The sequence below is a fragment of the Pseudarthrobacter sp. N5 genome, assembly GCF_050157035.1.
GTDB lineage: Bacteria > Actinomycetota > Actinomycetes > Actinomycetales > Micrococcaceae > Arthrobacter.
In genome coordinates this window covers 2960504-2975378 of the sequence record NZ_CP189593.1, presented here as the reverse complement: position 1 = coordinate 2975378, position 14875 = coordinate 2960504, and the positions used below count along the sequence as shown (strand labels likewise).

The following is a 14875-nucleotide window of genomic DNA, read 5'->3' as shown; positions in this document are numbered from 1 at the left end:
CGCAACAATTCCGCAGACAGCCAAGCCCTCACTGAATCCCCGCACGCCCGCCCGAGTGCGGTCCGGCCTGCGGCTGCTGCCTCCCCGTGAGGTCCATAGTGATATTCCGCGCCTCTCGCCGGATCAGCGTGCAGCCGTCAATATCCCGCATGGTGCAGGCCCGGTGCTCGTTCCGGGAGCACCCGGGACGGGTAAGTCAACGGTGCTTATCGAGGCCGCGGTGCGCCGAGCCGAACATGATGGGGTGGACCCGGAAAGGATCCTCATTCTGGCCGCCAGCCGGCTTGCTGCGGATTCTCTGCGGGACAGGTTCACCGCCCGTCTGGACCGGAGCCTAAGCACAACGCCAGCGCGGACGTGGGCGTCCTATGCCTTCGATCTGATCCGGCGTGCAAAGGCCGAGGGAGTCCTTCCGCTGCCGCGCCCGCCGAGGCTCCTTTCAGGGCCGGAGCAGGATCTGATCATCAAAGAACTGCTGGACGGCCATGCACTGCCGGGGCTGCAGCTTCCCTGGCCGGATGATCTCGGTGCAGCGTTGGAGACACGCGGATTCCGTCAGGAGGTTCGGCAACTGTTTGACAGGGTCATTGAATCGGGACGAACCGCCGCGGACCTTGCGTCGCTTGGACGGCAGTGCGGCCGGCCGGACTGGGTTGCCGCAGCCGGGTTGTATTCCGAATACCGGGACGTTCTGGATCTTCGCATGCCGGAGGCGTTTGACCCTGCGGGCATCATCACGGCTGCACGCCAGATTTTCCAGGACGCGCCGGACTTTCTGGCGGCCGAAAGGCTCCGGCTGCAGCTCATCCTTGCGGACGACATTCACGAGGCCAATCCGGCCGTCTTCGAACTGCTGGCTGACATCGCAGGCGGCAAGGACGCCTACGTGACATTTTCACCGGACACCGTGGTGCAGGGTTTCCGCGGCGCGCGCCCGGATCTGGTGGCAGACCTTCCACTCTTGCTTTCTGGCCGGACGCCACCCCTGGAAGCACCGTTGTGGGAGTCGCACCGCAATGCGCCGGTAATCGCCCGCGCCTGGCAGGGCGTTGCTGCACGGATCTCGCAACGTGCGGGCGGCCAGCTTGCCCGCCGGCTTGAACATCGGGATTCCCACAATGCGGCCGATGGATCCGTTGAAGCTCATCTGCTGCCCACCGCCGTCCATGAGCTGAGGTATATCGCCCAGCGGATACTCGAGGCCCACATCAACCAGGGCCGCGAGCTGGAGGACATTGCCGTCATAGTGCGCAACGGCGGCAAGCTGAGTGAGTTGCAGCGTTACCTCGCAGGCCAGGGCATTCCGGTGCGCGTTCCTGTAGCTGAGTCCGCAGTCCGTGACGAAGTGGCGGTGCGGCCCCTTCTCGATGCATATGCCATGGCCCTGGAGCCGGAGCTCATCACGCCCGAGTCGGCTGTCTCGCTCCTGACATCCCGGATCGGCGGTGCAACGTCCCTTGAAGTGCGCCGGCTCCGGCAATCGCTCAGGAACGAGGAGATTCTTGGTGGTGGAGGCCGTTCCAGTGACTCGCTGCTCGTGGAAGCTTTGACCGAACCCGGTGCGCTGGCAAGCCTTGGTATTGAGGGCCGGGCAGCCCGGAGGATCGCCAGGATGATCCAGTCGGGCCGGAAAGCCTCTGCGGAGCCGGGCGCGAACGCCGAAACAGTCCTGTGGGCGCTGTGGCAGTCCACAGGGTTGGCCGCGGTATGGACCGGGGCTGCACTGTCCGGAGGTTCAGCCGGTGCCCGGGCTGACCGTGATCTGGATGCCATGATGGCTCTCTTTCACACCGCCGAAAGGTACATCGATCAGCTGCCTGGGTCCGGGCCGGAGCAGTTTCTGGAGTATCTACGCAGCCAGGAGCTGCCGATGGATACCCTGGCCGCCCGTGCACAGCTTGAAGACGCTGTGGAACTGATGACTCCGGCCAGTGCCGCAGGCCGCGAATGGCCTGTGGTTATTGTGGCGGGGCTACAGGAAGGCGTATGGCCCAACACCCGGCTCCGGGGCGAGCTGTTGGGCAGCACGGTCTTTGCCGATGCCGTGGAACACGGCGTTGAGTACGCGCTGCAGGTGGATCCGCTGAGCCGCCTGCGGGAGATCCGCTACGACGAACTCCGAAGCTTCTCCGCTGCCATTTCAAGGGCAAGTGAGTCGTTGATCTGCACCGCGGTTTCTTCCGAAGATGACCAGCCGTCCTCCTTCCTTGACTACGTTGCACCGCTTCCGTCAGACCAGAGTTCCAGGGTCTTCACGTCTGTCGGGCGGCCACTAACGCTGCGCGCCCTTGTGGCAGAGCTCAGGCAGCACACACAGGTCAAGGGAGCGTTCGAGGCAGAGGGATCCGAAGCCACCAGGGTGCTCGCCCGGCTCGCCGCTGCGGAACCGCCGGTTCCGGGCGCCCACCCGGACAGCTGGTGGGGCCTGGCACCGCTGACGTCCACCGAACCGGTGGTGCCACCTTCAGGGACTGTTTACGTTTCGCCATCCAAGGTGGAATCGGTTCAGAAATCACCGCTTGACTGGTTTGTGCAGGCAGCCGGAGGGGAAGCAGCCACGGATTTCGCCCGCAGCCTCGGGACCCTCGTGCACGCCATTGCCCAGGACCTGCCGGATGCCACCGGTACAGAGTACGTCGCGGAACTGGTCCGCCGCTGGCCGGCCCTGGGCATGAAGGACAATTGGGAGGGCAAACTTGATTTCCAGCGGGCCGAGACCATGGTGCGCAAACTTGCGCAATATGTGCTGGTCATGCGCAGTGAAGGTAGAAGCCTGGCCGGCGTAGAGCAAGACTTCGAGGTGGAACTTCCCGAGCTGCCCGGGGGGACCGATTCTGCGTCGCGGCAGCCCCTTCCGCCGCGGTCAGCGGTGCTGCGGGGCCAGGTAGACAGGTTGGAGATTGATGCCCAGGGCAGACTGGTCATTGTCGATCTGAAAACCGGCAAGCGCCAGCCCGGAAAAGCAGACCTCGCCCGGCATCCCCAGTTGGGCGCATATCAGGCGGCCGTTCTCGCAGGAGGATTCCAGAACCAGGAAGGTGCGTCGCCGTCGGTTGTGCCGGGCGGTGCTGTCCTGGCGCAGCTTGGAACCGGGACAAAGCACCCCGGAGTGCAGCATCAGGAGCCGGTCGATCCGAAGGAGAACTGGGCACTGGACATGGTCAATGACGCCGCCGTCATCATGTCAGGAAGCACTTTTGAGTCACGGCATGATCCATCCAAGAGCGTGCAGGGTGGGCATGGCTGCCGGCTGCCGGAAGTCTGTCCACTGTGCGTGCGCGGCAGGCAGATTACAGAGTGAGCCTCGAGCAACTCGTCCCCGAGGCCCGTTTCACCCCCGAGGAACTCTCGGTCCTGCTTGGCGAGGCCAACACCCCTACGGCTGAACAGTCCGCAATTATTTCGTCAGCACTGACGCCGCGGCTCGTCATTGCCGGCGCAGGTTCAGGCAAGACGGCCACCATGGCGGACCGTGTTGTGTGGCTTGTTGCCAACGGCTGGGTGCGGCCGGAAGAAGTCCTTGGCGTCACCTTCACCAGAAAGGCTGCCGGGGAGCTGGCCAGCCGGATCCGTAGCAAACTCAGTGCGCTGCAACGGATCGCTGCGGAGGATAAAAGCCACGTTCTTTTTGCGGCTGGGCTGCTGAGCAGCGATGACCTCGAACCCAAGGTGTCCACCTACCACTCTTATGCGAGCGGGATCGTTTCGGACTACGGATTGCGGCTCGGAGTTGAACGCGACGTGGTGCTGCTGGGAGGTGCGCAGGCCTGGCAACTTGCCAGCGAAGTGGTGGAAGCTTTCGACGGCGAGTACCAGCATTTCCGGGCGGCCAAGTCCACCCTGGTCAAAGCCGTCATCCAGCTCGCAGGGGAGTGCGCGGAACACCTGCAGAATCCTTCGGACGTCGAGGCCTGGCTGCTGGCCCGGCTCGCGGAGTTCGATGGACTCCCCTACGTGGCCGGAGCAAAGAAGAACGCTACGCAGGCGGCCGGCGAGCTGGGCGGCATGCTGAGGACACGGGCCAGCGTGGCCGAAATGGTGGGCCGCTATTCGGTGGCCAAGCGGGCACGGGGCGCCCTTGACTTCGGCGACCTTGTGGCACTGGGAGCCAGGGTGGCCAGCGAGATTCCGCTCGCGGCCGACGTGGAGCGCCAACGCTACAAAGTGGTTCTTCTGGACGAGTTCCAGGACACCTCATATGCCCAGCTGGTCCTATTCTCCCGGCTTTTCGGGAACGGCCATGCCGTGACCGCCGTGGGGGATCCAAACCAGTCCATTTATGGCTTCCGCGGAGCATCTGCGGGTCAGCTTTTCCATTTCGTCCGTGAGTTCCCGGTCCGGGTGGGGGATCCACGACCAACTGACACCGCCAATGGAATCGCGGGGCCCACGAATTTTGAGGTCGCACCAACGTCTTATCTGACGACGGCCTGGCGCAACGGCCGGAACATCCTGAAGGCAGCAAACGTGATTTCGGCCCCGTTGTCCGCTGCCGCTGCGTTGTCGGGCGTACCCGGCCAGCGCGGCACGTCAGCCGCGGTCGACGTCCCGCCGTTGCAGCCCAGCCCGGCTGCAACGGATGGCCGGGTGGTGATCGGCCGGTTCGGAACTGACGACGATGAAGCCAAGGCCATTGCCGGCGACGTGCTGAAGTACCGGGTGACTGACTTCGAGCGCGCATCGGACGGGCCGCTTGTTCCCCCTGCGATGGCGGTGTTGTGCCGGCGCCGGGCCCAGATGGAGTGTATCCGGCGCGAGTTCGAAGCCCGTGGTATCCCTTACGAAATAGTGGGTCTTGGCGGTCTGCTGGACACGCCGGAAATTGTGGATCTTGTCTCAACGCTGAGAGTCCTCGCTGATCCCGGGCGGTCGGATTCGCTGATGCGCCTGCTGGCCGGTGCCAGATGGCGGATCGGCCCCGCTGATCTTATGGCGTTCCGGGACTGGTCCGGTTTTCTGGCCCGCCGGCGTGGACAACCGGGTGGCGGAGCGTCCGGGACCGATGCCCATGAGCCACTTGCTGATGTGACGCTGGAGGCCGACATCACAGACTCCTCAAGCCTGGTGGAAGCCCTCGATTGGCTCCCACGGCCAGGCTGGACCTCCGCAAGCGGAAGGACCCTGGGCGACGAGGCACTGGACAGGTTGCAGCGGCTTTCAACGGAACTCAGGCAGTTGCGCGGGTATCTGGGCGATGACATCACCACGTTGCTCGGCGAGGTGGAGCGTGCCATGTTGTTGGACATTGAGGTTGCTGCTCGTCCGGGCTTCACCATCCATCAGGCACGCAGGAACCTCGACGCTTTCCAGGACGCCGCTGCCGGCTTCCTGCAGACCTCCCAGCGCGTGGATGTTTTGGCGTTTCTCGCCTGGCTTGAGGCAGCCGCCGCGGAGGAGGGCGGCCTAGACGCCGCTGTGGCGGAAGTCAACCGGGAGGCGGTGCAGCTGCTGACCGTGCACGCGTCCAAGGGGCTGGAATGGGACGTCGTTTTTGTGCCCGGGCTTAATGCCGGGGCATTTCCGAGCAACCGGGATTCCCGCTGGAGCAGCGGATCGGCAGCGTTGCCGTGGCCGCTTCGCGGAGACCGGGCTGACCTTCCCCAATGGGACGTTGACCAGCCGGATCAAAAGGGTTGGCTGGACGCTGAAAAACACTTCAAGTCAGCTGTGCAGACTCACTCCGAGGCGGAGGAGCGTCGCCTCGCCTATGTGGCCTACACCAGGGCCAAGCACATTCTGTGGGTATCCAGCGCGGCCTGGGTCGGGTCGCGTGCAGGCATGGCAGAGATGTCGCCTTTCCTTGCGGAGCTGGAGGACCTTGCCAATTCGGACGGGGTCGACGCCGGGTCCGGCGCAGCTGCATCGGCAGCTGCGTCGGTACATCCGGCGTCGGTTCACGAAGAATCCCTCCCTGACGAGAGTCCTCTCACCCAGGAGATCGACGTCGCCCGGTGGCCGTATGACCCGTTGCAGGGGCCAACGGACCCCAGAACAGGGAAGCGGCTCAGGCCGGGTCCCGGACGCCGCGATGCCATGGAGTCAGCGGCGGAACGCCTGCGGGAAGCGCTGTCCCTGGCACTGACGGAAAACGGGGCAGCCGAACCGTGCCCGTCACCGCAGCAAATCCCAGCTCTGGATCGCCCGCTGCGGGGATACGCCGCCGGATGGGCACGGGAAGCCGCGGTGCTGCTGGAGCGTCGGAGCCGGCGAGCACGGGTGCAGGAGGTCCATCTGCCGGGGCACATCTCCGCGTCCACCTTGGTGGAGCTCGGCGACGATCCGGAGGGGGTGGTGGCCCGGTTGAGAAGACCGGTTCCGCGAGAGCCGGGAATGTCAGCGCGGAAGGGCACTGCCTTCCACTCCTGGGTAGAAGAGTACTTCGGTGCCGCCGGGATGTTGGATCTCGGCGAAGCTCCCGGTCCAGATAACCACATTGACGAGGCCTACGGACTTGACGAAATGGTGGCGACGTTCCGGGAGTCGGAGTGGGCCGACCGTTCACCGGTGCACGTGGAAGTCCCCGTGGAGACAAGGGTTGGAGAGGTTGTGGTCCGAGGCCGGATCGATGCCGTGTTCAAGGACCCGGACGGCCGGTGGGACCTGGTGGACTGGAAGACGGGCCGTCGGCCGCCAGCCCGCGACCTCAAGGCCAAGGCAGTTCAGCTGGCTGTGTACCGTTTGGCCTGGGCGCGCCTCAAAGGAGTGCCCCTGGATGACGTCAGGGCCGCCTTTTACTATGTGGCTGACAACCTGGTGGTCCGTCCGCACGATCTTGGCTCCGCGGCCACGCTGGAGATGATCGTCACTGCTGCGTTAGAGCCGCCGGCCACCTGAGCCAGCTGGCCGCCCGTCGCGAAGCTGTCAGGGCGACTTTGCGTCAACCACCGTGATGGCGGCAGTGGCGGTGTCGTCAGCTGCCGCTGCTTCCGGCGGTAACGGTGCATCCCGGGAATCGTGGGCCTCGGCTGCCGGAATCGGTGTGACATGCACAGCGGGAACCGCAGCGGATGTGAAGTCGGTTTCCCGCGCCGATGCCGGAGCCGCCGTGGTGACGTTCCCTGCCTCCGGCCCCTCCGCGGATGTCTGGAGCAATGGTTCCACACTGATGGACTGCCCGCCGTGCTCTGCTATGTCTCCGGCCAAGGTCTCCAACATGGACTCTGCCTCGGAAATCATCGCCAGGTCATTTGCCGCAACTGCTTTGACCAGGTACTGGGCCAGAGCGAATTCCGCCGACAGGGCTGCACGTCGCAGCACGTGCATATCGGGGGCATCCCTGCGGTTTTCGGTGTAGTGGCGCAGCACGGCGTCCACAAAGTCCGGTTCGTTAGAGGCAACCAGCCAGGCCAGGTCATCAGCCGGATCGCCAATCCGGAGATCTGTCCAGCCTGTCACCGCCGTGACACGGTCGCCCTCAACCAGCAGATTGTCCTCGTGGAGATCACCATGGACAACGCAGGGGTTGAAGCGCCACAGGGAGACGTCCTCCAAAGCGTGCTCCCACCGGAGCAGCAGCGCAGGCGGGATCTTGCCGGTGGTGGCTGCCTGGTCCAGTTCATTGAGCCTACGTTGGCGGAACTCGTTCGGCGTGTAACTGGGGAGGTCTGCCTTGCTGACCAGCGCGCGCGGCAGATCATGGATCGCGGCCATCGCTGTCCCGATTTCACAGACAAGCGTTGCCGAGGCTGCGGAGAGCTCTTCTACGCTACGGGTTGACCCCGTCAGATGTGAGTAAACAAAGGTGCTGAGGGCGCCTTGGCGAACGGTGCCGGCCACAGTCGGCATCAGGAAAGGAAGTTCAGCCCGGATGCCCGGGACGAAGGCACGCAACACCAGAAACTCAGTTTCCAGCCGGGCGCTTGCCTCAGGATGGCGGGGTGAGCGGACCCGCCAGCGTTTGCCTTCCGAGTCCAGGAGGAGGGCGGAGTCGAAGTCCGCCGGATCGTCCGGTGCGGAACTCACGGCAGTAGGGGTCAGCCCAGGCACGGCCGCGGTTGCCACGGCGGCCAGTTCGATCGGTTCTCTTCTCACGCTTCCACGGTAGATTGGCTGGCGTCCAAGACGACGATGTGTGGCGGCGAGTCTTCAGATCCACTGAAAATCACAGGCTGTTACCAGTTCCGGGCACGCTCTTCCTGCTGAAATGTCATTTGTCGGTCCGAGTCAGTACGGTGGACACATGAGTCATGCGGAGTCCGCGGCACCGGAAAATCAGCTGCAGGCAATCGAAATGCCAGCAAATCACCTGTCCCACACTGTACTTCCGCTGCGCACTGCCCTGGTGGACCGTGGTTCGGCCCGGCGGATGGAACCGGGCATGGTCGAAAAGCTCCTCGCGGGCGCCAATACTCGAGCCATGGTGCTATCCGGCCGCCAGGCTCTGCTTCATGGCTCCGGACTGTTGCTCATGGACGGCTCCGCGCTGCTGCAAGGGCTCCATGGCATGGGATCCCCTCCAGAGCAGCTGGTGTATCTGGGCTCAGCGCTGGAGAGCTCGGACTTGCCCGAAGGTATGGAGCTTGTGCTCTTTGTCATGGCTGCACCCGTGGAGCCCGGAGTCGCGGGCATCCCCGCAGATGCTTCCTGGGCCGGGTTCCGGGATGTTGCCGCCCGGCTCGACGCCACGGATACCGCCTTGTTCATCGAGGCCAGCGCCATCGCCAACTGGCATGGCAGCCACACCCACTGCCCCCGTTGCGGCACACCGACTCTCGTGGAGTCAGGCGGCTGGGTCCGCCGCTGCCCGTCAGACCGCTCGGAGCACTACCCGCGCACCGATCCCGCCGTCATTGTCACGGTGGAAGGACCGGACGGTCGCTTGCTTCTTGGCGGCGGCGGCCCTCTGGATGCGAAAAACTATTCCACCCTCGCGGGGTTCGTGGAACCAGGAGAATCACTTGAGCAGGCCGTGGTTCGGGAAATCCAGGAAGAGGTGGGCGTGCGGGTCTCTTCCTGCCGGTACCTCGGTTCCCAGCCATGGCCGTTTCCGGCGTCGCTGATGCTCGGATTCACTGCCCTCACCGGTGACACGGATGCAAAGCCCGACGGCGTGGAGGTCACCCGGGCGCGCTGGTTCAGCCGGGAGGAGCTGCAGGAGTCTGTACTCAGCGGGGAGATTGTCATCTCCAGCCGGCTGTCCATCGCACGGTCCCTCATTGAACAGTGGTACGGCGGGGTCATCCTGGACCGTCCCGCCGTCGAATGAGCGTCAGCTTTAATTGAACAGATATGATCCGGCGACTGAGCAGCAGAAGTGACTACAGAGAATCCTGACAATACGGCGTCCGTTGATGGCGCGTCGCTTGAGGACCGCATCCTCGGCGGGCTCGATGCCGAGCAACGTGAGGTAGCCAGTACCTTGCATGGCCCCTTGTGCGTGCTTGCCGGGGCTGGAACGGGAAAGACCCGTGCCATTACGCACCGGATTGCCTACGGTGTGCATTCCGGCGTTTATAGCCCGCAACGACTTCTGGCCGTGACCTTCACGGCCAGAGCCGCTGCCGAAATGCGCAGCCGTCTCCGTGATCTGGGGGTCGGCAATGTTCAGGCGCGCACCTTTCACGCTGCGGCTCTGAGGCAGCTCCAGTTCTTCTGGCCGCAGGCAGTAGGCGGGACCCTGCCGAATCTGCTCGACCACAAGGCGCAGATGATCGCCGAGGCGGCCCGTCGCCTCCGGCTGAGTACGGACCGGGCATCCATCCGCGATCTGGCCTCGGAAATCGAGTGGGCCAAAGTCTCCATGCTGACCCCGGCCAACTATCTGGAAAATGCGCAGGACCGGGGCACACCCGGCGGCTTCGACCTCACTGCCGTGGCCAGGGTGTTCCAGTCATATGAGGACGTCAAGACCGACCGCAATGTGATCGATTTCGAGGACGTGCTGCTGATTACCGTCGGCATCCTGCAGGAGGATCCCAAAGTGGCAGCCACCGTCCGCGAACAGTACCGGCACTTCGTGGTGGATGAATACCAGGACGTTTCGCCGCTGCAGCAGCGTCTCCTGGAGCTGTGGCTCGGCGGCCGGGACGAACTATGTGTGGTGGGGGATGCCAGCCAGACCATCTATTCGTTCACTGGTGCTTCGCCCAAACATCTGCTCGGTTTCAAGGGCATGTACCCGGAAGCCAATGTGGTGAAGCTGATCCGCGACTACCGCTCCACCCCGCAGGTGGTGAAGCTGGCCAATGATCTCCTGGCTGCGCGCCGAGGGGGTGGCCCCGTGGCCGACGCCGCGTGGGCCACTCCGCTGCAGCTTGTGGCCCAGCGGCCAGCCGGTCCGGTACCGCAGTTCACTGAGTGCGCTGATGACGAGGCTGAAGCGGCCACGGTTGCAATCAAGATCCGCGCGCTTCTCGACGCCGGTACCCAGGCCAGCCAGGTCGCCGTGCTGTTTCGGACCAACGGCCAGTCTGAAGCCTACGAGCAGGCGCTGGCGTCTGCCGGCATCGGCTACCAGCTTCGCGGCGGCGAGCGGTTCTTTGCGCGCAAAGAGGTCCGGGACGCGATCCTCCAGCTGCGGGCGGCCACCAGGGCCGCAGCGGAAACAGCGGAACCGGAACCTTTGGGACAGCTCGTCCGGGATATCGTCGCCTCGCTCGGATATACGGAAGCTCAGCCCCACAGCGGTGGCGCGCTGCGCGAGCGCTGGGAGTCGCTGGCTGCGCTGGTTGCCCTGGCCGACGAACTGGTCGTCAGCCGTGGGCCGCAGTTCAGCCTGTCGGATTTTGTGAATGAACTTCAGGAACGATCACTGGCGCAGCATGCCCCTACGGTCCAAGGCGTGACCCTTGCGTCCCTGCACGCGGCCAAAGGCCTTGAATGGGATGCTGTTTTCCTCGTGGGCCTCAGCGAAGGTCTGATGCCTATTTCGTTCGCGGACACACCGGAAGCCGTGGATGAGGAGCGCCGCCTTCTCTACGTCGGTATTACCCGTGCCCGGGAGCATCTGGCCTTGTCCTGGTCCACCGCCAGAACACCCGGGGGCAGGGCGAACAGAAAGCCGTCCCGCTTTCTTGACGGGCTGCGGCCGGATTCCGTGGCGAGCTCCGCTGCCCGCGGAAAGGGGCCTGTGGCGCGTCGTAAAGCCGCCGAACCTGCCGTCTGCCGGGTGTGCGGAATCATGCTCGTCAGCGGGGCTGAACGAAAAGTCGGGCGCTGCAAGCAATGTCCGCCGAGCTACGAGGAACAGACCTTTGATGCGCTCAGGCAGTGGCGGAAGGATGTTGCGCTCTCTACAGAAGTTCCGGCCTTTGTGGTGTTTACGGACGCAACGCTGACAGCCATTGCGGAGGCCCGGCCAAAGTCTCTGGAGGAGCTGGCCCAGCTCGCCGGCGTCGGCCCGTCGAAGCTGGAACGGTACGGCGAAGCCGTGCTGGCGGTACTGGTGGAAAGCACCACGCTCTGATGGCACGGCAACCGTCGCCACCACGGACACAACCGAGTACGCAGCTGACAACTGACGACGGTGCCCCGGTTCTGGTCCGGCGCTCGGCCCGACGACGACGGACTGTTGCGGCTTTTTGGGAAGACGGAACGGCGGTGGTGGCCATTCCTGCCCACTTCAGCAAAGCCCAGGAATCCGAGTGGGTAGGCCGCATGTTGGAGAAACTCCGGATGCAGGGTGCAAAGCGCTCGCGCGGGGCATCACGGCGTCCTGCGACGGATGCTGCCCTGGCCCTGCATGCCACAGAACTTTCCGCCGGATATTTTGGCGGAAGGGCAGTCCCGACGTCGGTCCGCTGGGTCAGCAACCAGAACTCGCGGTGGGGCTCGGCGACTCCCTCAGACGGAACAATACGGCTCTCCGACAAACTCCGGCCCATGCCGCAATGGGTGATCGACTACGTCCTGCTGCACGAGCTCGCGCACCTGCTGGTGGCAGGGCACAATGCCGCGTTCTGGCAGTTACTGGAGGCGTATCCGGAGACGGTCCGCGCCAAGGCTTTCCTCGAAGGCGTCTCCTTCGCATCCTCCCGGGGCCTCGCCGCCGCGGCCGGATGCCCGTAGGCGCACCAACAACCCGTATAACACAGACGGCTAATCCTTGGGGGCTGCTCCGTTTTCCGGCTGTGTGCCGTCGTCCGGTTCGCTTCCGTCGTTGCCCTCTTCAGCTGTGCCGGCCGGATCCTGCCCGTCCAGGGTGTCAAAACCGCCGCTGAGCAGTTTCTGCAGGGCGTCATCGACTTCGCTGTCGCTGGCTTCGGCCAGTTTCCGGCGGGCGCTGAATCCCTGGGGGTCATCCAGATCCTCGGCCGTGGGGAGCAAGTCGGGGTGCTTCCAGATGGCGTCGCGGCCATCAATACCACGCTCATCCTTGAGGGAGGCCCATAGCGTGGCGGCTTCGCGGAGCCGGCGCGGCCGGAGCTCCAGCCCCACGAGTGACGAAAACGCGTGCTCCGCCGGACCACCGGTGGCACGGCGGCGCCGCACGGTCTCCCGAAGGGCGGAGGCTGATGGCAGGACATTCTCAGTGGCGGCAGCGGTGAGCTCGTCCACCCAGCCTTCAACCAGGGCAAGTGCGGTTTCCAGCTTTTCCAATGCCTGCTCCTGGGCAGGCGTGCGCTGTGGCATAAAGACGCCCCGGGACAGTGCCTCCTGGATGCCTTCGGGATTGCCCGGATCCAAATCCCTGGCGAGTTCCTCGATCCGGGACGTATCAATATGGATGCCACGGGCGTAAGCCTCAATCGCACCCAGCAGGTGGCCCCGCAGCCAGGGAACCTGCACAAAAAGCCGCGCGTGGGCGGCTTCACGGACTGCCAGGAACAGCCTGACGTCGTTCTCCGGAAGGCTGAGTCCTGTGCCGAATTTCGCCACGTTTGCCGGCAACAGTGCCATCTCCAGATCCGCCAGCGGTACACCGATGTCCGTGGAACTGACTACCTCGGCTGAGAGGGCCCCGATCGCCTGCCCCAGCTGCATACCGAAGATGGCTCCGCCCATGTTTTGCAGCATGGACGATGCCCCGCCCATCATGGATTTCATTTCCTCAGGCATCTGCTCCGTCATGGCGGTGGACAGTGCATTGGCTATGCTGTTCGCCACTGGCTCAGTGAGCCGCTTCCAGGTTCCGAGAGTCTCTTCAACCCACTCGGCACGTGACCAGGCACGGCCGATCAAGCCGGTCGCCGGAAGCTCCGTGACCTGGTCCAGCCATAGCTCGGCCAGGCGGAGGGCCTCATCGACTTCGCGGGACTGCAGTGAAGTGACGGACGGGTCCGAGCCGCTCGCTGCGACGCGACGCGCATTCTCGTGGGCGAGCTGCCAGTTGACTGGACCGTCAGAGGGGGCGCTCATCATGGCCTGGACCTGGGAGAACATCTGGGCCAGCAGGTTCGGATCGTCCGGCAGCCCGGCTGCCTTTGCGAGTTCGGCGGGGTCGATGTTCTCCATGCCCTTGCCGCCCATCAGATTCTGCAGCATCTCTGCCAGCGGATCCTTCGGGGTGTCGTCGCCATTGGACGGATTGAGTGGGTTGGAGGTCATGATCCCGCCGATCGTCGGTGTGACTGTTGATCAACTTCACGCTACCCCGATGCACGAGCGGCTGTCTGCCGAATGAGGGTTGCGTTCGCTGTAGGCAAAGAGCTGTGGGACGCGCGGAGCGCGTAGTGTTGTGAATCGGAATGTCTGCAGGCTGCGGGCGCTGCGCCCCGCCGCAGCTCCAGCACTGTTGAACAACGGCTGTACGGAGAGGTCCTTCAGTGACGATTACGCGGGGCGAGCAGCCCATCGAAGAACCTGCTGCGCCGCAGGGCAGCGTCAATGGCCCCGGGAGATCCCGGTCCCGCCACGTGAAAACGGGTGATCATAGATACCCGGTCATGGTGGTTTCCGGACTGCTGGCTGTGGGACTTGGTATCGCAGCTGCGAGCATCCCGGTGCCCTACGTAGTCGAGTCGCCAGGGCCCACGTTCAATACGCTGGGCCAGGACAACGGCAAAGCCGTCATCAGCGTGACCGGTCACGAAAGCTATCCCGCCGCAGGGAATCTGGACCTCACCACCGTGTACGTTGACGGCGGGCCCAACGGCCGGGTCAGCCTCTTCGGAGCCTTCGCGGCCTGGCTTGACGGCTCAAGGGCCGTCTACCCGGAGGAGCTGATCTTTCCAAGCGGCGTAACCAAGGAACAGTCGCAGCAGGAGAGCGCTGTGGCCATGACAAACTCCCAGGAAAACGCCCTTGCAGCAGCCCTCAAGGAAATGAATATGTCCTTTGACCAGAGGCTGGAGATTGCCGGGCTGTCTGACAATTCCGCCTCCCAGGGAAAACTGGAACCGGGAGACGTCTTCTCATCCATCAATGGCAAACCGGTCACGTCGCTGACCGTCATCCAGACGGAGCTGGCGGCGGGAAGTGGCAAGCCGGCTACCGTCGTCGTCGACCGTAATGGTGTCCCTGTCACTGAAACCGTCACACCGGTCGGGAACCCGGCAGGACGGTTCATCCTCGGTGTCGGGCTTAAGTATCAATTCACCTTTCCCTTCGACGTCAAGATTTCACTGGACAAGGTGGGCGGTCCGAGCGCCGGTCTGATGTTCGCTCTGGGAATCGTTGACACTCTGACTCCGGGAGACCTCACCGGCCGCAAACATATCGCAGGCACCGGCACCATCAGCCCCGACGGCGTAGTGGGCGCCATCGGCGGGATAGCCCAGAAGATGCATGGCGCACAGGCCGGGGGAGCCACAGTGTTCCTGGCCCCGGCGGCCAACTGCAACGAGGTGGTGGGTCATATTCCCGACGGACTCCAGGTGGTCAAGGTGGAGAATCTGGCCGAAGCCCGGCAAGCTGTGGAACTCGCCGGTTCGGGCCAAGACACGTCCGGCCTTCCTGTCTGCACCAGCAACTAGACTGAAACGAGGAACTAAGCTCC

8 protein-coding genes are annotated in these 14875 nt (G+C 64.2%); 6 read left to right on the top strand and 2 right to left on the bottom strand.

Annotated features, from left to right (window positions below):
* Positions 1-7: 7 nt before the first annotated feature.
* Positions 8-3301, top strand: a complete 3294-nt coding sequence (locus ACQCST_RS14260) for an ATP-dependent helicase (RefSeq protein ID WP_426999190.1) — start codon at positions 8-10, stop codon at positions 3299-3301.
* On the top strand, positions 3298-6834 hold the full coding sequence (locus ACQCST_RS14255; protein ID WP_426996400.1) for an ATP-dependent helicase: 3537 nt from the start codon (positions 3298-3300) through the stop codon (positions 6832-6834). Before ACQCST_RS14260 ends, ACQCST_RS14255 begins: the two co-directional genes overlap by 4 nt.
* 27 nt (positions 6835-6861) lie before the next feature.
* On the opposite strand, the gene ACQCST_RS14250 is transcribed toward ACQCST_RS14255, so the two are convergent.
* On the bottom strand, positions 6862-8031 hold the full coding sequence (locus tag ACQCST_RS14250) for a macrolide 2'-phosphotransferase (protein ID WP_426996399.1): 1170 nt from the start codon (positions 8029-8031) through the stop codon (positions 6862-6864).
* Between the two features lie 148 nt (positions 8032-8179).
* Here ACQCST_RS14250 and nudC point away from each other — a divergent pair, with 148 nt between their 5' ends.
* The 3 genes from nudC to ACQCST_RS14235 are packed head-to-tail and all read left to right on the top strand — an operon-like array spanning position 8180 to position 12006.
* Positions 8180-9205, top strand: coding sequence for an NAD(+) diphosphatase (gene nudC / locus ACQCST_RS14245; RefSeq protein ID WP_426996398.1), 1026 nt, complete (start codon positions 8180-8182; stop codon positions 9203-9205).
* 48 nt (positions 9206-9253) lie between these two features.
* Entirely contained in the window at positions 9254-11404 is a 2151-nt protein-coding gene (locus tag ACQCST_RS14240; protein ID WP_426996397.1) for an ATP-dependent DNA helicase UvrD2, read from the top strand.
* Positions 11404-12006: a M48 family metallopeptidase gene (locus ACQCST_RS14235; RefSeq protein ID WP_426996395.1), complete on the top strand. Its 603-nt coding sequence runs from the start codon at positions 11404-11406 to the stop codon at positions 12004-12006. The genes ACQCST_RS14240 and ACQCST_RS14235 overlap by 1 nt, the downstream gene beginning before the upstream one ends.
* 30 nt (positions 12007-12036) lie before the next feature.
* Here the strand turns inward: ACQCST_RS14235 and ACQCST_RS14230 are convergent, their stop codons facing one another.
* Positions 12037-13485, bottom strand: a complete 1449-nt coding sequence (locus tag ACQCST_RS14230; RefSeq protein ID WP_426996394.1) for a zinc-dependent metalloprotease — start codon at positions 13483-13485, stop codon at positions 12037-12039.
* 218 nt (positions 13486-13703) lie between these two features.
* Here ACQCST_RS14230 and ACQCST_RS14225 point away from each other — a divergent pair, with 218 nt between their 5' ends.
* On the top strand, positions 13704-14852 hold the full coding sequence (locus ACQCST_RS14225; RefSeq protein WP_426996393.1) for a YlbL family protein: 1149 nt from the start codon (positions 13704-13706) through the stop codon (positions 14850-14852).
* The last annotated feature ends 23 nt before the right edge of the window (positions 14853-14875 follow it).